Below are 24,982 nucleotides of genomic sequence, written 5' to 3'. Positions count from 1 at the left end.
GGCTGCCTGGGGCTCCGTGGTCATTTCTGCAATAATACACGCTAAGGGGCGTCACGACACGAAAGTGGCGAATCTGTCCGGCTTTTAAGAACGTATCCGGAACTCAGGTTGGTTTGACCGTGGATGTCGTTGCTTTTTCGGCCTTGAGAGCTTCGTAGAGGGCGGTTTTCCCGATTTTCACGCGGGCCGCGGCTTCCCGGACGTTCAAACCGGCCGCCAGATGCTGGCGGGCTTTGGCAAGTTTGTCCGGGGTTACGACGACTTGTCGGCCACCGCGTCGGCCGCGTTCCTCTGCGGCTTGCAGACCGGCACGTGTTCGTTCCCGGATCAGATCGCGCTCGAACTGTGCCAGCGCGCCGAACAGGTGGAAGACCAGGCGACCGCCGGATGTCGTGGTGTCGATGTTTTCGGTGATGGATCGGAAGCCGACGCCTTTGGCCTCCAGTTCGGTGATGATCTCGATGAGGTGCTTCATCGACCGGCCGAGGCGGTCGAGCTTCCAGACTGTGAGCGTGTCGCCGTCGCGAACGTAGCGGATCGCCTCCGCCAATCCGAGTCGGTCAGTCTTCATGCCGGATGCCTTATCCTCGAACAGCCTTTCACAACCTGCTTTGCGCAAAGCGTCGAGTTGCAGGGCGGTGTCCTGGTCGCCGGTGGAGACCCTTGCATAGCCGATAGCGGTCATGAGACGTGGTTTGTCCGTTTTTCCGTTGAATACGGACATTGTCCGATTTGCCGTTTCATGACAAGGTTTGCGGACAAGAACTGTGGATGCCGCGAAACGTTCGTTTGTCGGACACGCATTTTCCGTTTCGCTGCACTCTCCGCGGCGAAACGGGAAGATCAGTGAATGGCGCGAAGAGCATTACTGAGCGAGGCATGGTGGCAACAGGCGACGACCATCCCGGATAACGAAAGGGAGATCGCCAAACATTATACGCTGGATCGATCGGATCTCGACCTGATCATGCGACAGAACAAGGCCGCGAACAGACTGGGCCTCGCCTGTGTTCTGGCCACGCTACGATACCCTGGCCGACCGCTTGCGAATGGCGAGGTCCTGCCGGCTGGCGTCTTACGATTTCTGGCGCGGCAGATCGGCGTCGATCACCATGAGATCGAACGTTATTTCGAGCGCCCACAGACGCGGCGCGAGCATCTGGCCCTGCTTTTCGACAGAATGCAGATGCGTCCGTTTGTGCCTTCGGACGTGCGGGCACTCACAGGCTGGCTGACACCTGCCGCACAAACCCTGCGCCAGGCCGATGTATTGGCGGATATGGTCGTGGAAGAACTGCGACGCAGGAGAATTCTCTTGCCAGCGCGGCCAGCGCTCGAAGCCATCATTCATGTGGCGATCAGGCGCGGCATTCGTATTGCTCATCGGGCCTTGGCCGGCGGGATCTCAGAAGGCCAAAAGCTCGATCTGGACAAGCTTCTCGATCCGCGTGAGGGGACAAGCGTGACCATTCTTGCCTGGGCGAGAACGCCGGCATTGTCGCCAGCCGCCGTCAACCTCGACAGAATTGCCGAGCGCATTCGCTTTCTCCGGTCTCTGAACCTGCCGACGACGTTGATGGATCGAATTCCGGCCAAGGTCTTTGACGAATTTGCTGCAGAGGGGACGCGAATGAGCGCGCAGCATCTGCGCGACCTTAACACCGAACGCCGACATGCTGTCCTGGCTGCAACAGTGCTCCACCTTTCCCGCCATCTCACCGATTGCGCGATCGACATGTTCAAGAAACTCATGGGCATCCTGACGCGGCGAGCCAATAACCAGGCGGCTGCTCGCGTCACCCGATCCGTTCGGGAAGTGCAGACGCCGTTGAAGGACGTTTCAAAAGTCTGCCATGCGATCATCAAGGCTAGAGAGAAGGGTGAGGACATGGCCAAAGCGCTTGATCTGGTCATCCAATGGCCAGCTTTTACAACCAGTGTCCAGGCGGTCGATACGCTGATCGCGCCGGATGTTATCGACGGTAAAATCGAAATGCTCCAGCGCTATCCGACGATCAGGAAACTGGCGCCACAGTTTCTCTCCACTCTCGTGTTCCGCGGTCACGCAGTGGCGGCGACCCTCTTGCGGGCGCTATCCGTGGTCGCGGGTCTATATCGTACGGGCAAAAGGACCATACCCGACAAGGCACCGATCTCCTTTGCGCCGAAGGGCTGGATGCCTCTCATACTCAAAGATGGAAAGATTGATCGCAGGGCTTATGAGCTTTGCCTGTTCAGCGAATTGAAGCGCCGGCTCGATGCGGGCGATGTCTGGGTGGAAGGAGCCAAACGCTTCCAGTCTTTCGAAAGCTTTCTCATTCCCACGCCGACATTCGAGCTGATGCGTGAGGAAGGACCGCTTCCAATCGCCGTTGATACCGATGTCGAGACGTATCTTCGCCAACAGCGCCAGCTGCTGAACGATGGACTGGCTGACCTCTCGCGTCTGGCCGCAGCCGGCGAGCTCGACGATGTAGAACTGACCGGGGCGGGGTTTAGCGTCACGCCGCACAAGGCTATGTTTCCGGACATCGCCAAGCCGCTGAAGCTAAAGGTGGAAAGCCGTCTGCCTGCGATCCGCATCACTGACCTTTTGCTCGAGGTTGACGCCCGAACGGAATTTTCGAACGCCTTTACCCATTTGCGCAGCGGTCGGACGGCCGACAACAAGCTTGCGCTCCTCACCGCCATCCTGGCGGACGGCATCAATCTCGGTCTCACGAGAATGGCGGACGTTTCCCCCGGCATTACGATGCGCCAACTCGCCTGGGCGCACGACTGGCATATTCGCGAGGAAGGTTACACGGCCGCGCACGCCATTCTCGTCAACGCCCAGAGGCAATTGCCTCTGGCAAGCTTGTGGGGCGATGGAACAACGTCATCCTCCGATGGCCAGTATTTTCCGGCGGGCGGACACGCCGAGGCGATCGGCGACCTCAACGGCCGCTATGGTCCCAACCCCGGCGCCAAATTCTACCGGTTCACCTCTGACCAGTACGGCGCTTTCTACATCATCGCCATGAATGCCAATGCGAGCGAAGCCATCTATGTCCTCGATGGACTGCTCTATCATGGCAGCGATCTCGCCATCGAAACCCACTATGTCGATACCGGCGGGGTAAGCGATATGAGCTTCGCCCTTTGCCATCTCGTTGGTTTCCAGATTGTGCCTCGGCTGCGCGGTCTCAAGGATCGCAAGCTCTATCTCTTCCCGGGCGACGCGCCTCCCGAAAACCTGGCGCCGCTCGTTGGCGAGCACATCAACGTCGAGCGGATCAAGGCAAACTGGAACGACATCCTGCGGCTGGTCACGACGATCCGTTCCGGGCAGGTTCGGCCTTCGACGGTGTTGGCAAAGCTGTCCGCATTCCCACGCCAGAACGGACTGGCGTTGGCGCTACGCGATCTCGGTCGCATCAATCGGTCCATCTTTCTGCCCCAGTGGTGGCAGAACCCCGAAATGCGCAGGAACGCGACGGTCGGCCTCAACAAGAGCGAATCCCAGAACACCTTGGCCCGCGCACTGTTCTTCAATCGCCTCGGAGAATTGCGCGACCGGACTTTCGAGAGCCAGTTCTACCGAGCATCTGGACTGAACCTGCTAATCAACGCCATCGTCTACTGGAACACACTCTATCTCGAACCGGCGTTCGCCGAGCTCAACCGAGATGGCATTCCCACGCCGCTTGACATCATCAAACACATTACCCCACTCGGCTGGCAGCACATCAGTCTCACCGGCGATTACATCTGGACCCCAACAGACGGCGTTGATCTCAGGCCATTGCGGCGCGAAACATCTATCCTCGCAGCGTGATCACCATACGTTCTCAAAAGTCGGACAGATCCAACACTTTCGTGTCGTGACGCCTAAGGGCCTTTTGCATGTGACGGGAAACACATGATTTCCGTTCACCGCTGTCGCGTGACAAAGTTGGTCACACAATAGGGCGATTTTTTGCGCGACAAACCCTGTCGGAATGTGAGACTGTGCGGCAACTCCTGATTTGAGGTTTACCGTACATGTTGATCGGTTACATGCGGGTATCGAGTAGTGACGAGCGCCAGTCGGTAGCCTTGCAGCGGGATGCCCTACTCGCGGCCGGGGTCGATGAGCGCCATCTTCATCAGGATCGCGCTTCCGGAGCGCGTGATGATCGACCAGGCCTGAAGGCCTGCCTCGGCGAATTGCGCGAAGGTGATGTCCTGGTCGTCTGGAAGATAGATCGGTTAGGCCGGTCACTCTCCCATTTGATCCGCATCGTCGAGGATTTGAAGAAACGTGGTGTCGCCTTCCGCTCTCTGACGGAGGCGATCGACACCACGAATTCGCACGGCGCGTTCCTGTTCAATCTTTTCGGCTCGCTTGCCGAATATGAGAGAGTGCTGATCACGGAGCGGGTCAATGCCGGCCTGGCCGCCGCTCGCCGACGCGGCCGGAAAGGCGGGAGACCTCCGTCGATCGATGCGGAAAAGGTCGAGCAGGTTCTGGCTGCCTTGGAAGCTGGCGCCAGCAAGGCATCCGTCTGCCGGACGTTCAAGGTGGCACGCTCGACGTTGATCGACACGTTGAAGCGGACAGGATGGACAGGTCCCGGCAAGATCGGCCCCCCGAACTCGTGGTTTGACGAGTGAACGTGGCTGATGGCGTTTCTCGATGCGCAATCGCGTGCCGTTTTATTCGAACCACCCGAAGCTTATGAAGATGCCCAGGCGCGCTATGCCCTGAGTTGCGAGGATATTGCCTTCGCCAGGCAACATCGCCGGTCGCATAATCGGCTTGGCTTCGCGATCCAGGTCGCACTGGTGCGTGATCTGGGCCGTCTGCTGCGGACAGGTGAAGTTCCACCTCAAGCAGTTGTCTCGGTTGTCGCCGAGCAGCTTGGCGTCGATCCTGCGGTGTTCGGGCTATATGCCCAGCGCGAGGAAACGCGCCGGGAGCATGCGCGCGAGATCGTCTCTGCGCTGGAGCTTCAACCTGTCCGGACGAGTGATTATCGTGAATTGATTACGGCGGCGGCACGCGAGGCGGCGGCCACTGAACAAGGTGCGCCGATCGCCAAGGCCGTGATCGAAGCCTTGAAGGAACGAAAGTTGCTCGTTCCTATGCCGGAGCTACTGATCCGTCTGGCACTGGCCGGCCGGGCAGCGGCGCGTCGACAAGCCTATCGCGAATTGATCCGGGATCTGGAGCAGCCCTCGATCGAGGCGCTTGATCAGCTTCTCGCTGAGCGGGCCGGCGATCGGAGCCACCTTGGCTGGATTGCGGAAGCACCTGAAGGGGCGAAGCTGAAGAACCTCAAAGGCTTGATCGCCCGCCTAGAGGTATTGCGCTCGACCGCCATTCCTGACGACCGTCGCAAGACGATCCATGCCAATCGCTACGGCATCATCGCCAGGGATGCACGCATTCTGCATGCCCGCGAGATAAGACGCCTGACATCCGAACGTCGTCACGCCACGCTGGCTGCCTTCGTCATCGAGAGGCAGGCCGCAATTACCGACCTGACGATCGACATATTCTGCAAAATGATTGGCAGCAACCGCCGCAAGGCCGAGATCAGCCGCACGGAACGCCGGCTGAAAGAGGCCGAGGTTCTTGATGGGGTGGCGCTCGATCATCTCAAGCTCGGCGAGGCGCTTTTGGCCGCCCGAGAGGGCAAGACCGATCTTGAATTCGCGATCGCGGCCTCCCTCGGCTGGGACGGATTGATCGCCAGCATGGCGGCAGCCAAGTCTGTTGTCCATCCTGATCGCAGTGACGAATTCGACGAGCTCATTGAACGGCACAAATCGTTGCGCAAGCTGGGCAGACTGATATTCCGCACGTTCTCGTTCCGCTCGTTTCGTGCTGATGATCCGATCCTTGCGGCGGTGGACCATCTGCGCGCTCTCTATGGTGGCCGGAAATTGCCGGCACATTTGCCGCTCGCCTTCCTGACCCGCAAATGGCGACGCCGCGTGCGCCCGAACGGTACCGATATCGACCTGCGCGCCTGGGAAGTGGCGGTACTCGTTCACCTGCGAGACCGTCTGCGGGCCGGTGACATCTGGGTCGAAGGCAGCCGGGCATGGCGCAGTTTCGAAGATTATCTTCTGCCTCGGCCGATCTTCGACCTGATGCGCGCCGAGGGGCGGCTCGGGCTCGCACTCCCAGACAGCTTTGCCGAATGGCGAGCAGAACGGACCGCCACGCTCGATGCGAAGCTGAAACAGCTGGCAAAGGCGGCCGCAGCCAATGCCATTCCGGATGCGGCGATTTCCGACAAGGGGCTGTCGATCTCGCCCATCCGCGAGGAGGAACGCGACAGGATTCTTACGCTCAGCCGCCGACTTTATGTTCTGGTGCCACGGATCAGGATCACCAGCCTGCTTGCCGAGGTGCAAAGCTGGACGAGGTTCCTCGACAGCTTCACGCATTATCGGACCGGTGAGACGGCGAACGACGAGGCGGCGCTGATGGCTGCGATCCTTGCCGACGCCACCAATGCCGGAGCCGAACGGATGGCGGAAAGCTCACGCGGCGTCACGATCCACCAGATGATGCTGATGGTGGACCGGCATCTGCGGTCGGAAACCTATGCCACGGCGACCGCCGTACTGGTTGATGCGCAGCAGGCCCATCCCTTTGCGGCAATCTGGGGTGACGGCCATATCTCGTCCTCCGATGGCCAGTTCTTTCCGGCAGGCGGCCGCGGCGAAGCCAGCCTCGACTACAATGCAAAATATGGCAAACGACCGGGTGCGTCGATCTACGGCTTCCTGTCCAACCGTTTTGCTTCCTTCTTCTCCCGCATGATCCAGGCATCCGAGGGCGAAGCACCCTACGTGCTCGACGGCCTTCTTCACAACGAAAGCTCCGTCGAAATCCATGAGCACGCAACCGATACAGCCGGCGCGACCGAAACGACGTTCTCCATGTTCCATGCCTTCGGCTACAGGCTCATTCCCCGTATCCGAAATCTCGGCAATCGCAGGCTCTTCGTCATCGATCGCTATGCGGCTTACGAACCGCTCGATGCGCTGATCGCGGGATCCGTCAACATGGATGTCGTTGAGCAGCACTGGGATGAAGTGTTGCGGCTGAAGGCATCGATCGCTGCAGGACTGGTCCCGCCTTCCGTGATCCTCAAAAAGCTGGCAGCGTCGCCGCGACAAAACCGGCTGAACCAGGCCCTGCGCGAAATGGGCCGGATCGAGCGCTCGATCTTCATCTGCGACTGGCTGCTCGATACGAAACTGCGCCGTAGATCTCATGCAATCCTCAACAAGGGCGAAAGCCGTCACGCTCTTGCACGCGCCATCTTTCTCCACCAGCTCGGTGAATTGCGCAACCGCGTCGCCGAAACTATGGCTTACCGCGCGTCCGGTCTCAACCTCGTCGTCAATGCCATCATCCTGTGGAACACCGTCTATCTCAGTCGCGCCGTCGACTATATCCGCAGCCAGGGCATCATCATTCCGGACGAGCTGCTTTCCCAGGTCGCCCCCTTGCCATGGGCGCATATCGCGCTGACCGGCGACTACCTCTGGAACGAAATTGACCGACCCCTCGAACGCTTCAGGCCAATCCGAGCTAACCGCTTCAATCCAAACAACTTCAAATTCCCTTAGCGTGTATTATTGTAGAAATGCCCACGGAGCCCCATGTATGGCAAATGCACGGCATGTCAAAGCGCTGTCGCGCATCACTCCAGCCGCAGCCGCGCCGCCGCGATATCCGCCACGACCGACAAAGCGAGCGCATGGGAATCGCGCGCCTTGTCGAAGATGCCGATCGGGGCCTTGATGCGGGCGAGCGCCGCATCGCCATGGCCGTGCGCGCGCAGCGCCTCGCAGCGCTTGACATGGGTGCGGCGGCTGCCGAGCGCGCCGATATAGAAGACGGGCGCGGCAAGCGCGGCGTCGAGCATCGGCAGTTCGCGGTCGATATCGTGGAAGAGCAGCGCGACGGCCGTGTCGGCGTCGAGCTGGTCGGGCGTCGGCGTCTGGCCGCGCTCGAGGGTGACGACCTCGTAGCCCGAGGCGGCGGCCACGCGCGCCACCGTGCCGGCCTCCAGCGGGGTTCCGGCCAGAAGCAGCCGTTGTTTCGGGCGATAGGCGCGCACAAAACTCTCGCCCTCCCAGCCGCTCGTCCCCGCCCCCGGCTCGAAGGAAAGGACCTGCTGGCCGGGATGGTAGCGAAGGCGGGCGGCCGTGCGGCGTTGCAGGGCCGAAAGGGCAAGGCGCAGAACGGCGGCGTCGCGCAGGACATGGATGGCGAGCGTGATGCCGCCCCCGCAGGGCAGCACGATATCGAAGAAGGGCGAGCCTTCGCCGAGCTTGAGATTGCGGTCGAGGCCTTTTTGCAGGGCGATCACCGCGTCGGCGGCGACGGCCGCCTCGGTGCAGCCGCCGGAGACATAGCCGCAATAAAGGCCGTCGCCGCGCACCGCCATCTGCGCGCCGATGGCGCGGGCGGCCCCGCCGCGGATTTCCACGAGGGTGACGAGAGCGGCGGCATGGCCTTGATCGAGCGCATCCGCCGCGAAGGCGAGGATGTCGATCGCATCGTCCGAGAGGAAGGCGGCGCGGGGTTCGGGCGCGAGCGTTTCCGGGTCGGGAGCGATGCGGACGGCCATGTCATTCCCCTCCTTGCGTTCCTTCCCAGCGGCGCACGATGCCGGGGTCGAGATCGAACAGGTCGAGCACGCGGCCGACCGTGTGGTCGACCATCTCTTCCAGACTTTTCGGCTTGGCGTAGAAGGCGGGCACGGGCGGATAGATGATGCCGCCCATTTCCGTCACCTGCGCCATGTTGCGGATATGGCCGAGATGCAGCGGCGTTTCACGCAGCATCAGGACCAGCCGGCGGCGCTCCTTCAGCACCACGTCGGCGGCGCGCGAGAGCAGGTTGTCCGTGGTCCCGGTCGCGATCTCCGCCATGGTCTTGACCGAGCAGGGCGCGACGATCATGCCGAGCGTCTTGTAGGAGCCGGAAGAGCAGACCGCGCCGATATCCTTGTTGGAATGGGTGGTCGTCGCCAGCGCTTCCAGTTCCTGCTTGGTGAAGTCCGCCTCGGCGGCGAGCGTGATGCAGGCCGCGCGCGACATGATCAGGTGCGTCTCGATTTCGAGGTCGCGCAGCACTTCGAGGATGCGCTTGCCGTAGATGACCCCGGAAGCCCCCGAAATGCCGACGATCATGCGTCTTGGCCGTGTCATGCCCTTTTATCCCACGCTTTTGAGGAGCGCCGCGGCCCGGGCCGTGGCCTCGTCGCTGATGCGGGCGCGTACCCCATGGAAGTTCGGTCCGCGCGTGGCGTCGAGGCCCATGCGCGAAGTGGTGCCGATGCCGCTGGCCGACGGATCGAGCGCATTGCCCGGCAACCCCTCGATGATAACGACATCCTTGTGCGGCTGGAAGTGGGTGGCGAGCGCCCAGAGCACTTCACTGTCCTTGGTGATGTCGACATCCGCATCCACCACGATGACGTTCTTCAAATACTGGTCCCAGCCCAGAAGCCCGAGCATGACCTGCCGCGCCTCGCCCTCGCGGGTCTGGTTCATCGCGATATAGGCATGGAAATGGGTGCCCGAGGACGGGTAGTGAACGGCGGTGATCGAGGGGAAGCGGGCCTTCAGCTTCTCCACCACTTCCGCTTCGCGCGGCACGCGGCCGAGGTTGAGGTGTTCGGCCGAATTGCCGCCCGCGACGGAGACGAGCATGGCGTCGCGCCGGCGCATGACGGTCTCGACGGTGAAGAGGTTGTTGGTCGAGCGGTCGGAGGAATAGCCGGTGAACTCGCCGAACGGGCCTTCCTCGACATGCGCTTCCGGGTCCAGCACGCCTTCCAGCACGATTTCCGCATAAGCGGGAACGCGGATGCCGTATTTCGGCGTGCGCACGACCTGCAAGGGTTCGCCCATCAGGCCGCCGGCGACGTCGCGCTCGTCCTCGCCGAAGGCAAGGCGGGCGGAGGCGGCGATCATGAACAGCGGATGGCCGCCGATCACCATGGCGACCGGCATCGGCTTGCCCTTCTCCTTCGCCATGTTCATCAGGCGCCAGAGATGGCCGCGCGAATGCAGCGAGGTGGCGAGCGAATTCTTCGAATGGATCATCGCGCGGTGATAGCTGAGATTGCCGGCCCCGGTTTCCGGGTGCTCGCCGATGACGATGCCGGACGTGATGTATTTCGCACGGTCGGTGTCGAAGTGCTTGAGCATCGGCAGCGCATGGAGGTCCACGTCGTCACCGGAGATGATCTCCTCGGTGATCGGGCCGCTTTCCAGCACTTCCGGCGCGAAGGGCTTGTTGGAACGCGCCTGATAGGCCTCGTGCAGCTTGTCGGCGGTCGAGCCGAGAAGGCGGGCGATACGGTCGCGCGAGGCGAAGATATTGCAGACGACTTCAGCGCCGATGCCGCTGACATTCTTCAGGTGCAGCATCTGGTGCTGGCCCTTGTCCGCGAGGTTCCAGATCAGCGCGGTGGCGTCCTGATCGTCCGAGACCGGCCGGTCGATGGTGATGACGTCCTCGGGATGCTCGGCGCTGTAATCGGCCAGGAAGCGGCGGACGTCTTGCTTGTGGTACTGGGTCATGTTCGGCCTCGGGTCGCTCGGGGTTGGCGGCGCGTCTGTCCGCCCGATATGGAAAAGCCCCCTCATCCGCCTGCCGGCACCTTCTCCCCGGGGGGAGAAGGGGGAAAACCGTGAGGTCCGCACTCCCCTTCTCCCCTCGGGGAGAAGGTGGCCCGCAGGGCCGGATGAGGGGGCCTTCGCCCGCCGCTTGAGGCGGCGGGCGTCATTGTCAGGCCGGCTGCAGCAGGTGCTTGCCGGTGGCGCGGTCGACGCCGGCATAGGAGTCCGTCAGGCGCGCCTGGGCGTCCTTCAGGTCACGCGGCGGCGGGGACGGGTCGATGCCTACGAGCTTGGCGATGTTGTTGCCGAGATAGCCTTCCAGATCGTCCTCGGAGAGGTTGATGCCGTGCGGCGGATCCTTGCAGAGCACTTCCAGTTCGCGCAGCCACATGCCCGGGTCGTTCGGCGGGCTGTCCGTGCCGAAGACGATCTTGTTCTTCGGAAGCTGCTGGGCGAACTCCACGATGCGCGACTGGAAGCACCAGCCGGATTCGCAGTAGACGTTCGGCGTGTCCATCGCCATCCAGAAGGACTCGAACGAGTAGTTGCCGCCCGTCTGGATGCCGAAGTGACCGATGATGAAGTTGACCATCGGGAACTCGCGGATGATCGGGTAGAACATCGTCGGGATCGTGTAGGGGCCGTCGCCGGTGTGGATGAGGACGACGACGCCGAGTTCGGCGCACTTCTTCATCGCCGGACGCAGCCATTCCAGCGCGCGGTCGGGACGGTAGCCGTGCATGTTGGCATGCAGCTTCAGCATCTTGAAGCCGTATTCCTTGACGTGGAATTCCAGCTCCGCTGCGCCGTTTTCAGGCCCCCAGCGCGGGTTGTAGTTGAAGTTGCCGATGAAGCGGTCCGGGTACTTCTCGCACAGCTCGGCAATATAGGCCATGTAGTCGCGAATGCCTTCGCGGCCCTTGCGGTTGCCGTCACGGTAGCCGGTGTTGCCCGGCGGCGGCTGGATGAAGCCCATGTCGATACGGCGCGGCTTGCCGTTGATCATGTAGGGGCCGTCCATCAGCTTGAGCATGCGCTCGCCCGTGAAGGGCGTACCCGTATGACGCCACGCCTCGTCGACGAGGTTGGTCGGGTGAAGATGGGTATCGATGATCATTGTTCACTCCGTTCAGTTTACGCGGCGATGGAGATGCCGTGCTGGCGCAGATACGCCTCGGCTTCCTCGACGCTTGCCGGCGGCTTGGTCGGCTCGAGGCCGATCATGCGGGCGAGGTTGTTGCCCAGATAGTCTTCCAGGTCGTCCTCGGAGAGGTTCAGGCCCTGCGGCGGCTCGTGGCAGAGGACTTCCAGAAGGTTGATCCACATGCCCGGCTCGTTCGGCGGGGTGTCGGAGCCGAAGAGGATCTTGTGCTTGGGCAGGACCTTGGCGAATTCGACGATACGCGACTGGAGGCACCAGCCCGATTCGACGTAGACGCTCGGCGTGTCGAGGGCCATCTGCATCGGCTCGAACACGTAAACGCCGCCCGTCTGGACGCCGAAGTGGGCGAGGATGAAGTTGACTTCCGGGAACTCGCGGATGATCGGGTAGAACTCGGTCGGGATCGAGTACGGGCCGTCGCCGGTATGTACCTTCACCATCAGGCCGAGCTCGGCGCACTTCTTCATGGCCGGACGCAGCCAGTCGAGCGCGCGGTCCGGGCGGTAGGCGTGCATGTTCGCCTGCAGCTGGACCATCTTGAAATCGAACTCCTTGGCGTAGCGCTCGATTTCGTCGACGCCGTTCTGCACGCCATAACGCGGATTGTAGACGAAGCAGCCGAGGAAGCGGTCGGGATGCTCGGTCACCATCTTTTCCGTGTAGCCCATGTACTGGCGGATGGCGGCCTTGCCTTCCAGGTCCATGATCTCGTGGGTGTAGATGGTGTTGCCCTGCGGCGGCTGAATGAAGGCCATGTCGACGCGGCGCGGCTTGCCGTTCACGTAGTACGGGCCGTCCATCATCTTCAGAAGCTTGTCGCCGGTGAAGGGCGGTCCGTCATGGCGCCAAGCCAGGTCCACCAGATCGGTGGGGTAGCAGCTTAGGTCAATTATCATTGCGTTCTCCTGTCGTAGAGGGTCCGGTCGATGCGGGGCCGCACGATGTACGCCACGCCGGGACAAGCCGGGCGTGGATTCGCGATCTCAGGAAATGCCGGGGACGGGAGGAAACGGCCGGGACCCCGCAGGGGGTACGAACGGCAGACGTTCCTTTCGCAATCAGCATCGACATCGCAGCCTCATCTTCCAACAGACGGTGAGCAATTGTCGGTGCTTATACTCGACCTCAAAGGAACCACGACGGCGCCTTTATGTCAATAAAATAATCAATCCAACCGATTGTTTTTAAAGTAATTATATAGACAAACACAAAAGTCCGCCCGCGCGCTGGAGGGTGCGCGGGCGGTTTAGACAGAACGAGTTGAGCTAGGTTTCCTGGGGCGGGAGAAGCGCCGTCAGGAGACCAGGCATGCGCGCAAGCTTCTGTCGATGCCGTCACGGTCGAGGTTGCGGCCGATGAAGACGAATTTCGACTTCCGCGCATCCTCGCCCCAGGCGTGGTCCGGCCGGAAATCGACCAGCTTGTGGACCGCCTGGAGCACGAAGAAGCGGTTGTCGCCCGCCACCGAGACGATGCCCTTGGTGCGGAAGATGTCGTCGCCGTGTTCGCCGAGATAATCCTTCAGGAACGCGCCGAGCTTCTCGCCGTCGAAAGCCTCGGGATAGACGAAGGAATGGGACTTCACCGTCGCGTCATGGCTGTGCGGGCGCAGCGCTGCGGTGTTCTTGTGGCCGTGGTCATGATCGTGGTGGTGATGATCCGGGTTGTCGCAGGACGCATCGGTGCATGCATGGTGATGATGGCCGTGGTCGTGGTCCGGATGGTCGCAGGCCGCGTCGTGGCAATCGTGGGCATGATGGCCATGCGCATCGCTGTCGTCGTCCATGTCGATGTCGAGGATTTCCGCGCGCTCGCGCACGTAGGACGGGCGGAAGCCCTTGACGCCGAGGATGTTGGAAAGGTCGACCTGGCCATAGGTGGAGCGCAGGATCGGCGCGGTCTGGTTGAGCTTGCGCAGCGAGCCTTCCAGCGAGCCGAGCGCTTCCTCGGAGGCGAGGTCGATCTTGTTGACGAGGATGCGGTCGGCCGCGACGATCTGGTTGACCGCCTGGTTGTCGCTGCCGTCGAGCACCGGATCGTAGAGATGCTGGTCGATATGCATGGCGTCGACCAGCGTCACCACGGCGTCTAGCTCCACTTCCTCGGCGACGTTGCGGTCGACGAAGAAGGCGGTGGCGACGGGCGTCGGGTCGGCAAGGCCTGATGTCTCGACGATGATGTGATCGAACTTGTCCTTGTGGCTGAGGAGCTTCTTCATCACGTCGATCAGGTCGTTGCGCACGTCGACGAAGCAGCAGATGCAGCCGTTCTGCATCTGGAAGATCTCTTCGTCGGAGGCGAGCACGAGGTCGCTGTCCACATCCACTTCGCCATATTCGTTCTCGATCACCGCGATGCGGTGGCCGTGGCGCTCGGTGAGGATGTAGTTGAGCAGCGTCGTCTTGCCCGATCCAAGGAAACCCGTGAGGATCGTGATCGGGAGCTTCTGCTGGCTCGCAGCTTCGATATGCATGTTCATTGGCCCTTCTCCCTCAAGGCTTTCAGTACGTCTTCCGGGGTGATCGGATAGTGGTGGAACCGCACGCCGATCGCGTCATAGATGGCGTTGGAGATCGAGGGGCCGATCGCGATGATCGGATCCTCGCCCACGCCCTTGGCGCCCCAGGGGCCGCCCGGATCGGGTGCAGCTTCCAGGATAATAGTCTCGATATCGGGCATGTCCATGGACAACGGCATCTTGTAGTCGACGAGGCCGGCATTGAGCGAGCGGCCGGTCTTCTTGTCGATGACATAGTCCTCGGTCAACGTGTGGCCGATGCCCTGCTGGATGCCGCCCTCGATCTGGCCCTGCGCGGCGATCGGGTGGATGACCTTGCCGATATCGTGCACCGGCACGACGCGCTTGACCTCGACGATGCCCGTTTCCGTATCGACATCCACCTCGGTGAAGTGGACGGCGAAGGAATAGGACTTGGTCGGCTCATAGGTGCCGTTCGCCACGATGTTGGCGGCGGGAATGCCCCGCGAGGGACCCATCGCCTCGGCGACCGTCATGAAGCGGCCCGGCTCGGCCGAAACGAAGACCTTGCCTTCGGAAAGGTCCAGTTCCTCGGCCTTGACCTGCAGCTTCATGGCCGCGCGGTCGAGAACCTCGGCGCGGACCTTGGTGGCGGCCATCTTGGCGGCGGTGCCGACGAGATAGGTCGTGTGGCTGGCGAAGGCGCCGATATCCCACGGCACGACGTCCGTGTCGCCGTGGATGGTGCCGACGTCCTCGAAGCGCACGCCGAGTTCTTCGGCGACGATCTGCGCCAGCGCGGTATGCGCGCCGGTGCCGAGGCCGGCAGCGCCGGTGAGCAGCGTCACCGTGCCGTCCTCGTTGACCTTCACGGTGGCGTTGCCCTGTTCCTTGATGCCCGGATAGGCGGAGGAACCGTGCATTTCGCAGCCGATGCCCCAGCCCTTGCGGATATGGGGACGCTTGGAATCCGGCGTGCGGTCGCGGCCGCGCAGCTTCTTCCAGTCGACCACGTCAAGGCCGTGCTGGAGGCAGATTTCCAGGCCATGGCCGAGGATCGGGTGACCGGAGGGAGCGATATCGCCCTCGCGCACCACGTTCTTCAGCTTCAGTTCGGCCGGGTCCATGCCGAGCCGTTCGGCGGCCTCGTCCATCTGGATGTCGAGCGCATAGTAGCTCTGCACCACGCCATAGCCGCGGAACGCGCCGTTGATCGGCGTGTTGGTGTAGAGGCAGCGGCCTTCAAGACGCACGTTCTCGCAGCGATAGAGCGAGGTCGCGGCATTGGTGCCGACGATGGTCACGCCCGGACCGTGCGAACCGTAAGCGCCCGAATCGTAAACCAGCTTCATGTCGCGGGCGACGAGCGTGCCGTCGTTCTTGAAGCCCTGCTTCAGCCAGATCCGGCAGGGATGGCGCGCGCGGCCGGCCACGAAGGTCTCGTGGCGGGTGAACTCCATCTTGACCGGACGGCGCGTCTCCTTGGCGAGAAGCGCGCACAAAAATTCGTGCTGGAAGCAGTCCTGCTTGGCGCCGAAGCCGCCGCCCATATGGTCGACGAGGACGCGCACCTTGGTGAGCGGCAGGCCGAGCACTTCGGCAAGGATGCCGCGCACCATGAAGGCGGTCTGCGTCGAGGTCCAGAAGGTCAGCTTGTTTGTGCCGTCCCAGTCCGCGATGCAGACATTCGGCTCCATGTAAGCGGGATGCGGACGGCCGCCGGAGAAGGTGCCTTCGAGGATGAAGTCGGCTTCGGCGAAGCCGGCCTCGACGTCGCCGCGGTTGACGCGCACCGGATCGAGCACCAGGTTGCCGCCCGGGCCGACGTCGTGGATCAGCGGCGCGCCCGGCAGGGCGGCGTCTTCCGGCTCGAAGACGGCCGGCAGGGCCTCGTATTCGACCTCGATCAGGTCGAGCGCCTCGTCGGCGATCTCCTCGCTGATGGCGGCGACGGCGGCGACGCCCTCGCCCCAGAAGCGCACCTTGTTGTCGAGGATGTACTGGTCCTTGGTGCAGGAGGCCGAGCGCGGATGCGGCGAGCCGTAATGCAGCACGCGCGGCACGTTCTCATGGGTCAGCACGGCCTTGACGCCCGGATAGGCGAGCGCCTTGCTGACGTCGATGCTCTTGATGCGGGCATGGGCGATGGCGGCGCGCTTGATCTTGCCGTGCAGCATGCCGGGCAGCTTGACGTCGCCGGTATATTCGGCCTCGCCCGTCACCTTCTCGACGACATCCTCGCGCTTGACGCTCTTGCCGACGATCTTGAAATCGCTCTTTTCCTTGAAGTCGCGCTTTTCGACAGGGGTTGTTACGTTCATGATCTTGCAGCCTCCATCTCGAGCGCGGCGGATTTGATCGCGTCGAAAATCTTCGTGTAGCCGGTGCAGCGGCAGATATTGCCGCTGAGACCGAAGCGGATTTCCTCGTCGGTCGGGTTCGGATTGTCCTCGAGCAGCTTCTTGGCCATCATCAGGATGCCCGGCGTGCAGAAGCCGCACTGGGACGCGCCGTGGCGCATGAAGGCGTCCTGCAGCGGGTGCAGCACGTCGACGCCCGGCTGAAGGCCCTCGATGGTCTCGACGGTGCGGCCCTCGGCCTCGACGGCGAGCATGAGACAGGCATTGACCGGCTGGCCGTCGACGATGACGGTGCAGGCGCCGCAGTCGCCGACGTCGCAGCCCTTCTTGGTGCCGGTGAGGCCGACATCGTCGCGCAGCGCGTCGAGCAGCGAACAGCAGGTCTCGACCGCCATCTCGCGCTCTTCGCCGTTCACGGTGAATTCAACGATCCGTTTCATGCGAAAGTCTCCAAAGCCTGTTTGATGGCGCGGCCCGTAAGCACGCCCACCATGTCGCGGCGGTAATCGGCGCTGGCGCGCACGTTGCTGATCGGCGTGCATTCCTCCATCGCCTTGTTGGCGGCGCTCTTGACCGTGGCGTCATCGAGCCTGCTGCCGCGCAGCATGGCCTCGGCCTCCGGCGCGCGCAGAACGGTCGCGCCGACCGCGCCGAGCGCGATGCGGATATCGCTGCACACGCCGTCATCCATGGAAAGGCTGACGGCGACGCCGACGGTGGACAGTTCCATCGCCTTGCGGCGGCCGTGCTTGATATAGGCCTTGCCGGCATTGTCGGCGGCCGGCGGCACGGTGATGCCGGTGACGATCTCACCCTTGGCGAGCACGGTCTTGCCGGGGCCGGTGAAGAATTCGGCGAGCGGCACGACGCGCATGTTCGTGCGGCTGTAGATGTGGATGAAAGCGCCGTCGGCGATCAGCGGCGGGATCGTATCGGCCGAGGGCGAGGCGCGACAGACATTGCCGACCACCGTGGCGCGGTTGCGCACCTGGATGGAGCCGAGCGAGGCGAGCGCCGCGCGCAGGTTGGGATAGAGCTTGCGCACCAGCGGCAGGCGCTCCAGCCGGCCGACCGTGACAAGCGCGCCAAAACTCAGGCCCCGCGTCTCGTCATAGGTGATGTCGGACATGCCGGGGATCTGCTTGATGTCGACGACGTGGCGCACGCGGCGCAGCCGCTCGCGGATCTCGACCAGAAGGTCCGTGCCGCCGTTGAACAGGAAGGTATCGTCACCGAGATCGGTGAGGAGACGGGATGCATGCTCCAGCGTGTCCGCCCTATGGTATTCAAAGCGCCTCATGGCATTCCTCCGGGATCAGGCCGCCGGCCGCTCGGGGCCGGGGTTCGGGGCTCCGGCGGCCGAGGCCGCCGGACTAATACGGGTGGTTTTCAGGCAGCGTCGGCAGCGGCTTGCGAGACCTCGTCCGTCTCCGCGGCGGGCACGCCGTTGAAGAGGATGTTGAGCAGGGCCGCCGCGAAGGTGCCGACCAGAACGCCGCTGTGCAGGAACTTGCCGAGCGCCTCGGGAAGCTGGGCGAAGATGTTGTCCGCGACGACCGGCACCATGGCGAGACCGACGCTGACGGCGACGATGTAGAGGTTGCGCCGGTTGGCGGTGAAATCCACCCGGGCAAGGATCTTCACGCCCGTGGCCGAGACCATGCCGAACATCACGATGGCCGCGCCGCCGACGACGTAGCTCGGGATCGAGGCGCTGATGAAGGCGACCTTCGGCAGCGAGCCGAGCAGGATCAGGATGACGCCGCCCGCCGCCACGACCCAACGGCTGAGCACGCCGGTGATCTGCAGCAGGCCGACATTCTGGGCATAGGTGGTGTAGGTGAAGGTGTTGAGCAGACCGCCGATGATGTTGCCGACGCCGTCGGTGCGAAGACCGCGGGTCAGCTCGGCCTGGGTGATCTTGCGCCCGGCCATGTCGCCGACCGCCAGGAACTGGCCGGTCGATTCGATCATCATGACCACCATGACGGCACAGAGCGAGAAGATCGACCAGAACTCGAAGACCGGCCAGCCGAAGGCGAGCGGATGGATGATCCGCACCCAGCCGGCATCTCCGACGCCGTGGAAATCCACCTTGCCGAAGGCGATGGCGATGGCAAAGCCGATGCCGATGCCCATGAGAACCGCAAGGTTCGCCAGGAAGCCCTTCAGCACGCGGGTGAGCAGCAGGATCGACAGGAGAACGATGGCCGCGACGGCGAGCGCGAAGGGCGCGCCATAGGCCGGGTTCGGGATCATGCCCTCGGGGCCGCGGATCATCGGCTGGCCGCCGGCGGCCCAGTTGACGCCGACGCGCATCAGCGAAAGGCCGATGACCAGCATGACCGTGCCGGTGACAAGCGGCGGGAAGAAGCGCACCCATTTTCCGAAGAAGGGCGCGGCGAGAATGGTGAAAACGCCCGAGCCGATGACCGCGCCGATGACGCCGGGCATACCGAGATCGGGATTGGTGCCCGTCGCAATCAGCGTCGGCACGGCGGTGAACGAGATGCCCATCATGATCGGCAGGCGAATGCCGACATAGCGGCCGAAACCGAGCGACTGGATCATGGTGACGATGCCGCAACAGAACAGGTCCGCGCTGACGAGCATCGCGATCTGGTCTTTCGACAGGTGCAGCGCGGTGCCGACGATGAGCGGCACGGCGACCGCGCCGGCATACATGACAAGAACGTGCTGAAGACCCAGAGCGAAAAGGCTCGGGATAGGATACTTCTTCTCGACGGGATCCGCCGTTGCAGGATTGGACATTCGCTTTCCTCCCAGCGAATAGCGTTCCGGCGCGGTGGGGGCATCTTGGCCTTGTATCTTGGCACCGCTCGCCGTACCCGGGGATCATGCGGCTGGCCAAATCAGTAAACAATCGGCATAATTATATTTATTCATCCAATAACTGAATGAATGGATGTCATGGACATAACGCTGAAGCAGCTTCGCGCCTTCGTCACGGTGGCCAATCTCGGGCAGTTCACGCTGGCCGCCGACAAGCTCGGCTCCTCGCAGTCGGCCGTGAGCACGCTCGTGCGCCAGCTTGAGGCGAACCTGAACCTGCGCCTCTTCGACCGGCACACGCGGCTGCTGCGCCTCACGCAGGCGGGCATGGACATCCTGCCCATCGCCGCGCGCGCCGTCGCCGATATCGAGGGCATGGTGGAAAGCTCGCGGGAGCTGAATGCGCTGCGGCGCGGCAAGGTGACGATGGCGGCCGGCACGGTGCAGGCCGCGCTGATGCTGCCGCAGCTCGTCCACGGCTTCAACAAGCTTCACCCCGAAATTGCCGTGGAGCTGCACGACGTCGCGGAGAAGACCGTGCTGGAGCAGGTCGCCAACGGTTCGGTGGACCTTGGCATCGGCACGGTGCCGGACGACGATACCGAACTCATGGCCACGCGCATGGCGACCGACGAATTCCTCGTCGTGCTCCATGCCGAAGACCCGCTGGTGAAGCTGCCGGAACTGCGCTGGACCGACCTTGCCGACCGCAAGCTGATCGGCCCGCAGCGCGGCAACCCGATCCGCGACCGGCTGGAAAGCGAGCTGACCCGCCACGGCATCATCCTGCCGCTCGACAAGGCGATGCAGGAGGTGGCGCTGCCGCTGACGATCATCGGCATGGTGGAAGGCGGCCTCGGCGTTGCGATCATGACCTCGGCCGTCACGCGGCTGGCGACCTCGATGGGTCTCATCGTTCGCACGCCGACCGAACCGCATATCAAGCGCGAGGTGAGCCTGATCCAGAAACGGGCGCGCACGCTCTCCCCGGCCGCCCGAAGGTTCCGCGACTACCTGCTCAAATCGGTGCATTGACCGCCTGAAAATTTGCGCGTTATCTGAGGGCGCTGCTGGACCGCGCAGGGCGCGGGCAGGCAGGGCGCGGCGATGCCAGGCCGTGCGCGGAGGCCGGCGCTCCAGCGCCGCATGGCCCGCCGCCGCTCCCAGCCACGCCAGACCAGGAGCACCCATGGCCCACTCCCTGAAGGACCGCGCCGCCTCCGCCGACGAGCGCGTCCGCCCGAATCGCCCCGACCTTTCCACCGACGCCATCCGCACCGTGAAGGAAGACCTTGCCGCCTGTTTCCGCATGGCCGCGCGCAACGGTTTCGAGGAGGGCATCTGCAACCACTTCTCGGCCGTGGTGCCGGGCCATGACGATCTCTTCGTCGTCAATCCCTACGGCTACGCCTTCCGCGAACTGACCGCCTCGAAGCTGCTGGTCTGCGACTTCAACTGCACGGTCGTCGACGGCGAGGGCGAACCGGAAGCCACGGCCTTCTACATCCATGCCGAAATCCACCGCCGCCTGCCGCGGGCGAAAGTGGCCTTCCACACCCACATGCCCTATGCGACGGCGCTGTCCATGACGGACGGCCCGCCGATGATCTGGGCGGGGCAGACCGCCCTCAAATTCTACGGCCGCACCGCCGTCGACGAGAACTACAACGGCCTCGCCCTCGACTATAGCGAGGGCGCGCGCATCGCCGGCACGGTGGGCGACGCCGATATCGTCTTCCTGAAGCATCATGGCGTGCTGGTGCTCGCCCCCACGGTCGCCGAGGCCTGGGACGATCTCTACTATCTGGAGCGGGCGGCCGAGGTGCAGGTCCTCGCCATGTCGACGGGCCGCACCGTCAGCCCGGTCGATCCGGCCATCGCCGAGGCCGCCTACCGGCAGATGCGCGAGGGCGACGCCGACTCCGCAAAAGCCCATCTGGCCGCCATCCGCCGGCAGCTCGACGCCGAAGAACCGCAATATCGGCACTAGGATTCTTCGTCCGATTGCGCCGCGGCGCTTCGTGCGGCGCGGCGTTTATCAATCCTTAATCGCTTGATTCACTTTGCTCTTCATCAAGAAATCTCGCACTTGCAAAACCTCTTAGCACGCGCAATTGTTTCCGATAGCGTATCAAACAATTGAAATAATGAATTTGTTTAAATTAACGCTGCATGGTTACGTTTGAGGCATAACGAGAAGGTGGGGACGAATGGAACGTGTGAATGCAACCGTGTCGCTCGCAAATCTGGCTCCCGGCCAGTCCTTTGCACTCACTGGCGGAACCGTCCTCCTTGAGGACGGCTCGCAATCGGTCAGCGACATCATCGTAGGGGCGGACGGGCGCATCGTTGCCGTCGGCCCGGCGCTCGACACGGGGTCCTGCGGCGCCTGCATCGACATTACCGGCATGCTCGTCACGCCCGGCTTCGTCGATGCGCACCAGCATCTCGACAAGACCGGCGTGCTGCGCTTCACGCCCAATCCGTCCGGCACCCTGCAGGGCGCCCGCGACGCCTTCGCCAAATATGCCCGCACCGCCGGCCCGGACGACATTCACAAGCGCGCCACCCGCACGGTCGAGCGATGTCTCTCCCGCGGCACCACGGCCATCCGCAGCCACATCAATGTCGACAAGGACGCCGGCTTCCACGGCATCAGGACGCTGGCTGAAATCCGCGATGGCGCGAAGGACCGCATCACGCTCCAGCTCGTCGCCTTCATGACGCCGCATCCCGGCCAGGACTTCGACTGGCTGGCCGCAAATATCGACGGCGCGGTGGAACTGGCCGACGCCGTGGGCGGCACGCCCGCCGTCTCCGAGGACCCGCCGCGCTATCTCGACATCCTGTTCTCCGCCGCCGTGAAGGCCGGAAAGCCGGTCGACCTGCATCTCGACGAGCATCTGCGCGCCGACGTGCAGCTTCTCGACGCCGCCCTCGAACGGGTCGAGCGCTTCGGCATGCAGGGCCGCACCGTGTTCAGCCACGTCTCCGTGCTGAGCGCCCTGCCCCGCTCGGAATACCAGCGCATCGCCGAGCGCATGCTGGCCCTTAATGTCGGCGCGGTGACGCTGCCGGCGGCCAATCTCTATCTCCAGGCCCGCGACTACGAGATGCTGCCGCCGCGCGGCCTGACACGCGTCGCCGAAATGCACCGGGCGGGCATCACCATCGCCACGGCCTCGGACAATATCCAGGACCCGTTCGTGCCGACCGGCTCGGGCGACATGCTGGAAATCGCCCGCTGGACGCTGCTGGCCGGCCATCTGCGCGGCGACGAGCTTGCGGCCGCCCACAAGATGATCACCTCCGCCCCGGCCCGCCTGATGGGTCTTGGCAAGGACTACGGCCTTGCGGCCGGCGCGCGCGCCGACTTCGTCGTGACCGATTGCATCGACACCGACACGCTGGTTGCCGGCGGGCCGGACCGCGCCTTCGTCTTCACCAAGGGGCGTCTCGTCTCGCAGAGCGCGACGGAGAACCTTCCCGCGAAGGAGATCGCGTAACCGAACGGCGTCTCCGGGGGATTGGACCTCAATCGAATGGGAGGTTTGAAATGAAGAAGACCGCATTTTCACGTCGTTCGCTGCTCGCATCCGCCTTCGCACTGACCCTTGCCGGCGCGCTACCCGCCCATGCCGACGACTTCAAGATGGGCCTTCTGGTGCCCGGCAGCATCGGCGAGGAAGGCTGGAGCCGGATCGGCTACGACGCGCTGAAGCGCGTCGAGAAGGAGCTTGGCGCCAAGGTCAGCCATGTCGAGCTGCCGGAAAACCCGGACGCCTTCGAAAAGGCGTTCCGCGATTTCGCCGGTCAGGGCTTCCGCGTCGTGCTGGGCCACGGTTTCCAGTTCCAGGAAGCCGCGCTCGCCGCGGCCGAGGACTTCCCGGACACCGTCTTCCTCGTTTCGCAGAGCCGCGTTCACGAGGCCAATGTCATCGGCCTCAACACCGATGTCAGCCAGCCCTTCTACCTGATGGGCATCGTCGCCGCCACGATGGGCCACAAGGCGGGCCTTGTCGGCGGCGCGGAAATCCCGCCCGTCACGCAGGCCTTCGAGGGCTTTGCGAAGGGCGCGAAAAGCGTGAAGGCGGACTTCCCGATCTCGACCGTCTTTCTCGGCACCTTCACCGACGCCACCGCAGCGAAGGAGGCTTCGGTCAGCCTGATCTCGCAGGGCGCGGATTTCGTGGTTCCCAACGCCAACGCGGCGGGCATGGGCGTCATCCAGGCGGTCAAGGAAGCGGGCGCGGGGGTCAATACCTTCAACGTCTACAGCGACTACACCAATGCCGCGCCGAAGAACGTGCTCGGCACGTTCCTTGCCGATTACGGCCAGGGCATCGTGCGCGTCGTCTCGGACATCAAGGACGGCAACGTGCCGAAAGCCAATATCGAATTCGGCCTGAAGGACAGGGACGTCGTCAAGTTCACCTTCAACGACCAGGCCGAAAGGCCGATACCGCAAGAGCTTCGCAAGCACCTGGAGGAGGTGACCGCGAAGATCGTCTCGGGCGAGGTTCGCACGCTCGCGCAATAACGCGCCGACGGGAAACACTGGGGGAGGAAGTGCATGAGACTTTCAAGAAGACAGGTCCTGGAATGCGTCGCCGCCTTGTCGATCGCCGTGTCCGTCCCGACCTTCGCCAGTGCGGCGGAAGAGTTCAAGATGGGCCTTCTGGTGCCCGGCAGCGTGGCGGAGGAAGGCTGGAACAAGATCGCCTATGACGCGCTGAAGCAGGTCGAGAAGGAACTCGGCGCCAAGATCAGCTATGTCGAACTGTCCGACAATCCCGCCGCCTTCGAAAAGGCGTTCCGCGATTATGCCAGCCACGGCTACCAGGTGGTGCTGGGGCACGGCTTCCAGTTTCAGGACGCCGCCCTGACGACGGCCGAGGACTTTCCCGACACCGTCTTCCTCGTGTCGTCGAGCTATATCCACGAAGGCAACGTCATCGGCCTCAATACCGACGCCAGCCAGCCCTTCTACCTGATGGGCGTCATCGCCGCATCGCTGGGCAAGGGTTCGGGCCTTATCGGCGGCATGGAAATCCCGCCCATCGCCCATGCTTTCGACGGCTTCGAGCGTGGGGCCAAGAGCGTGAACCCGGATTTCCCGGTGTCCAAGGTCTTCATCAACAGCTTCACCGATGCGAGCGCCGCCAAGGAGGCCGCCGTCAGCATGATCGCACGCGGCGCCGATTTCGTCGTCCCCAATGCGAACGCGGCGGGGCTGGGCGTCATCCAGGCGGCGCAGGAAGCGGGCGAGAAGGCGAGCACGTTCAGCGTCTATAGCGAATATACCGACGTCGCCCCCAAAAACATCCTGGGCACGTTCCTTGCCGATTACGGCCGGGGCATCGTGCGCATCGTCTCGGACATCAAGAACGGCAACGTGCCGCAAAGCAATGTCGACTTCGGCCTGAAGGACAAGGACGTCATCAAGTTCACCCTCAACGACGAAGCCGCCAAATCGATACCGCAAGATCTGCGCAAGCACCTGGAGGAGGTGACTGCGAAGATCGTGTCGGGTGAAATCCAGACGCGCGCGCAATAGCGCGCTCC

19 protein-coding genes are annotated in these 24,982 nt (G+C 63.2%); 8 read left to right on the top strand and 11 right to left on the bottom strand.

The genetic code is table 11. From position 1 onward, the window contains the following. Positions 1 to 103: 103 nt before the first annotated feature. Entirely contained in the window at positions 104 to 685 is a 582-nt protein-coding gene (locus K8M09_RS22205) for a recombinase family protein (protein ID WP_035218831.1), read from the bottom strand. A gap of 165 nt (positions 686 to 850) precedes the next feature. Between K8M09_RS22205 and K8M09_RS22200 the strand changes: the two genes are divergently transcribed. From K8M09_RS22200 to K8M09_RS22190, 3 genes are all read left to right on the top strand, one after another. Further along, positions 851 to 3,817 (top strand): Tn3 family transposase, encoded by a 2,967-nt coding sequence (locus tag K8M09_RS22200; protein ID WP_160788232.1) that lies wholly within the window; start codon positions 851 to 853, stop codon positions 3,815 to 3,817. A 206-nt stretch (positions 3,818 to 4,023) separates the two neighbouring features. Further along, positions 4,024 to 4,635, top strand: coding sequence for a recombinase family protein (locus K8M09_RS22195; RefSeq protein WP_160788233.1), 612 nt, complete (start codon positions 4,024 to 4,026; stop codon positions 4,633 to 4,635). Between the two features lie 9 nt (positions 4,636 to 4,644). Continuing rightward, complete coding sequence (locus tag K8M09_RS22190; RefSeq protein ID WP_035228724.1) at positions 4,645 to 7,614, top strand: Tn3 family transposase; 2,970 nt, start codon at positions 4,645 to 4,647, stop codon at positions 7,612 to 7,614. Positions 7,615 to 7,688: 74 nt separating this feature from the next. Here K8M09_RS22190 and K8M09_RS22185 read toward each other — a convergent pair whose 3' ends face one another. The 10 genes from K8M09_RS22185 to K8M09_RS22140 form a co-directional block, all read right to left on the bottom strand. Next, on the bottom strand, positions 7,689 to 8,621 hold the full coding sequence (locus K8M09_RS22185) for an XdhC family protein (protein WP_160786440.1): 933 nt from the start codon (positions 8,619 to 8,621) through the stop codon (positions 7,689 to 7,691). A 1-nt stretch (position 8,622) separates the two neighbouring features. Then, positions 8,623 to 9,204: a UbiX family flavin prenyltransferase gene (locus K8M09_RS22180; RefSeq protein ID WP_160786441.1), complete on the bottom strand. Its 582-nt coding sequence runs from the start codon at positions 9,202 to 9,204 to the stop codon at positions 8,623 to 8,625. A 6-nt stretch (positions 9,205 to 9,210) separates the two neighbouring features. Continuing rightward, positions 9,211 to 10,584 carry a UbiD family decarboxylase gene (locus tag K8M09_RS22175; protein ID WP_160786442.1) on the bottom strand — a complete coding sequence of 458 codons (1,374 nt, stop codon included), beginning with the start codon at positions 10,582 to 10,584 and terminating at the stop codon, positions 9,211 to 9,213. A 208-nt stretch (positions 10,585 to 10,792) separates the two neighbouring features. Further along, the gene (locus K8M09_RS22170) at positions 10,793 to 11,740 is read right to left on the bottom strand and encodes an amidohydrolase family protein (protein WP_160786443.1); all 948 of its coding nucleotides are present in this window, start codon (positions 11,738 to 11,740) and stop codon (positions 10,793 to 10,795) included. Between the two features lie 17 nt (positions 11,741 to 11,757). Beyond that, complete coding sequence (locus K8M09_RS22165) at positions 11,758 to 12,681, bottom strand: amidohydrolase family protein (RefSeq protein ID WP_160786444.1); 924 nt, start codon at positions 12,679 to 12,681, stop codon at positions 11,758 to 11,760. 398 nt (positions 12,682 to 13,079) lie between these two features. Further along, positions 13,080 to 14,258, bottom strand: a complete 1,179-nt coding sequence (locus tag K8M09_RS22160) for a CobW family GTP-binding protein (RefSeq protein ID WP_170299510.1) — start codon at positions 14,256 to 14,258, stop codon at positions 13,080 to 13,082. A 2-nt stretch (positions 14,259 to 14,260) separates the two neighbouring features. After that, complete coding sequence (locus tag K8M09_RS22155; RefSeq protein WP_160786446.1) at positions 14,261 to 16,585, bottom strand: xanthine dehydrogenase family protein molybdopterin-binding subunit; 2,325 nt, start codon at positions 16,583 to 16,585, stop codon at positions 14,261 to 14,263. Next, positions 16,582 to 17,064, bottom strand: coding sequence for a (2Fe-2S)-binding protein (locus K8M09_RS22150; protein WP_160786447.1), 483 nt, complete (start codon positions 17,062 to 17,064; stop codon positions 16,582 to 16,584). The genes K8M09_RS22155 and K8M09_RS22150 overlap by 4 nt, the downstream gene beginning before the upstream one ends. Further along, positions 17,061 to 17,924: an FAD binding domain-containing protein gene (locus K8M09_RS22145; RefSeq protein ID WP_160786448.1), complete on the bottom strand. Its 864-nt coding sequence runs from the start codon at positions 17,922 to 17,924 to the stop codon at positions 17,061 to 17,063. The genes K8M09_RS22150 and K8M09_RS22145 overlap by 4 nt, the downstream gene beginning before the upstream one ends. 89 nt (positions 17,925 to 18,013) lie before the next feature. After that, positions 18,014 to 19,396 carry a nucleobase:cation symporter-2 family protein gene (locus K8M09_RS22140; RefSeq protein WP_160786449.1) on the bottom strand — a complete coding sequence of 461 codons (1,383 nt, stop codon included), beginning with the start codon at positions 19,394 to 19,396 and terminating at the stop codon, positions 18,014 to 18,016. 159 nt (positions 19,397 to 19,555) lie between these two features. Here K8M09_RS22140 and K8M09_RS22135 point away from each other — a divergent pair, with 159 nt between their 5' ends. From K8M09_RS22135 to K8M09_RS22115, 5 genes are all read left to right on the top strand, one after another. Beyond that, the gene (locus tag K8M09_RS22135) at positions 19,556 to 20,452 is read left to right on the top strand and encodes a LysR family transcriptional regulator (RefSeq protein ID WP_160786450.1); all 897 of its coding nucleotides are present in this window, start codon (positions 19,556 to 19,558) and stop codon (positions 20,450 to 20,452) included. Between the two features lie 154 nt (positions 20,453 to 20,606). Further along, entirely contained in the window at positions 20,607 to 21,407 is an 801-nt protein-coding gene (locus K8M09_RS22130; protein WP_160786451.1) for an aldolase, read from the top strand. A 220-nt stretch (positions 21,408 to 21,627) separates the two neighbouring features. After that, positions 21,628 to 22,923, top strand: coding sequence for an amidohydrolase family protein (locus K8M09_RS22125; RefSeq protein WP_160786452.1), 1,296 nt, complete (start codon positions 21,628 to 21,630; stop codon positions 22,921 to 22,923). Positions 22,924 to 22,973: 50 nt separating this feature from the next. Then, complete coding sequence (locus tag K8M09_RS22120) at positions 22,974 to 23,957, top strand: BMP family protein (RefSeq protein WP_160786453.1); 984 nt, start codon at positions 22,974 to 22,976, stop codon at positions 23,955 to 23,957. A 33-nt stretch (positions 23,958 to 23,990) separates the two neighbouring features. Continuing rightward, positions 23,991 to 24,974: a BMP family protein gene (locus tag K8M09_RS22115; RefSeq protein WP_160786454.1), complete on the top strand. Its 984-nt coding sequence runs from the start codon at positions 23,991 to 23,993 to the stop codon at positions 24,972 to 24,974. The last annotated feature ends 8 nt before the right edge of the window (positions 24,975 to 24,982 follow it).

The organism is Shinella zoogloeoides (genome assembly GCF_020883495.1).
Classification (GTDB): Bacteria; Pseudomonadota; Alphaproteobacteria; order Rhizobiales; family Rhizobiaceae; genus Shinella; species Shinella zoogloeoides.
Note: the sequence above shows the minus strand (reverse complement) of the source record. Positions and strands in the feature narration are given on the sequence as shown.

Excerpts from the sequence above, each read along its gene's own strand:
- K8M09_RS22205 (WP_035218831.1), bottom strand. The coding sequence starts at position 685 with ATGACCGCTATCGGCTATGCAAGGGTCTCCACCGGCGACCAGGACACC.
- K8M09_RS22200 (WP_160788232.1), top strand. The coding sequence starts at position 851 with ATGGCGCGAAGAGCATTACTGAGCGAGGCATGGTGGCAACAGGCGACG.
- K8M09_RS22195 (WP_160788233.1), top strand. The coding sequence starts at position 4,024 with ATGTTGATCGGTTACATGCGGGTATCGAGTAGTGACGAGCGCCAGTCG.
- K8M09_RS22190 (WP_035228724.1), top strand. The coding sequence starts at position 4,645 with ATGGCGTTTCTCGATGCGCAATCGCGTGCCGTTTTATTCGAACCACCC.
- K8M09_RS22185 (WP_160786440.1), bottom strand. The coding sequence starts at position 8,621 with ATGGCCGTCCGCATCGCTCCCGACCCGGAAACGCTCGCGCCCGAACCC.
- K8M09_RS22180 (WP_160786441.1), bottom strand. The coding sequence starts at position 9,204 with ATGACACGGCCAAGACGCATGATCGTCGGCATTTCGGGGGCTTCCGGG.
- K8M09_RS22175 (WP_160786442.1), bottom strand. The coding sequence starts at position 10,584 with ATGACCCAGTACCACAAGCAAGACGTCCGCCGCTTCCTGGCCGATTAC.
- K8M09_RS22170 (WP_160786443.1), bottom strand. The coding sequence starts at position 11,740 with ATGATCATCGATACCCATCTTCACCCGACCAACCTCGTCGACGAGGCG.
- K8M09_RS22165 (WP_160786444.1), bottom strand. The coding sequence starts at position 12,681 with ATGATAATTGACCTAAGCTGCTACCCCACCGATCTGGTGGACCTGGCT.
- K8M09_RS22160 (WP_170299510.1), bottom strand. The coding sequence starts at position 14,258 with ATGCATATCGAAGCTGCGAGCCAGCAGAAGCTCCCGATCACGATCCTC.
- K8M09_RS22155 (WP_160786446.1), bottom strand. The coding sequence starts at position 16,585 with ATGAACGTAACAACCCCTGTCGAAAAGCGCGACTTCAAGGAAAAGAGC.
- K8M09_RS22150 (WP_160786447.1), bottom strand. The coding sequence starts at position 17,064 with ATGAAACGGATCGTTGAATTCACCGTGAACGGCGAAGAGCGCGAGATG.
- K8M09_RS22145 (WP_160786448.1), bottom strand. The coding sequence starts at position 17,924 with ATGAGGCGCTTTGAATACCATAGGGCGGACACGCTGGAGCATGCATCC.
- K8M09_RS22140 (WP_160786449.1), bottom strand. The coding sequence starts at position 19,396 with ATGTCCAATCCTGCAACGGCGGATCCCGTCGAGAAGAAGTATCCTATC.
- K8M09_RS22135 (WP_160786450.1), top strand. The coding sequence starts at position 19,556 with ATGGACATAACGCTGAAGCAGCTTCGCGCCTTCGTCACGGTGGCCAAT.
- K8M09_RS22130 (WP_160786451.1), top strand. The coding sequence starts at position 20,607 with ATGGCCCACTCCCTGAAGGACCGCGCCGCCTCCGCCGACGAGCGCGTC.
- K8M09_RS22125 (WP_160786452.1), top strand. The coding sequence starts at position 21,628 with ATGGAACGTGTGAATGCAACCGTGTCGCTCGCAAATCTGGCTCCCGGC.
- K8M09_RS22120 (WP_160786453.1), top strand. The coding sequence starts at position 22,974 with ATGAAGAAGACCGCATTTTCACGTCGTTCGCTGCTCGCATCCGCCTTC.
- K8M09_RS22115 (WP_160786454.1), top strand. The coding sequence starts at position 23,991 with ATGAGACTTTCAAGAAGACAGGTCCTGGAATGCGTCGCCGCCTTGTCG.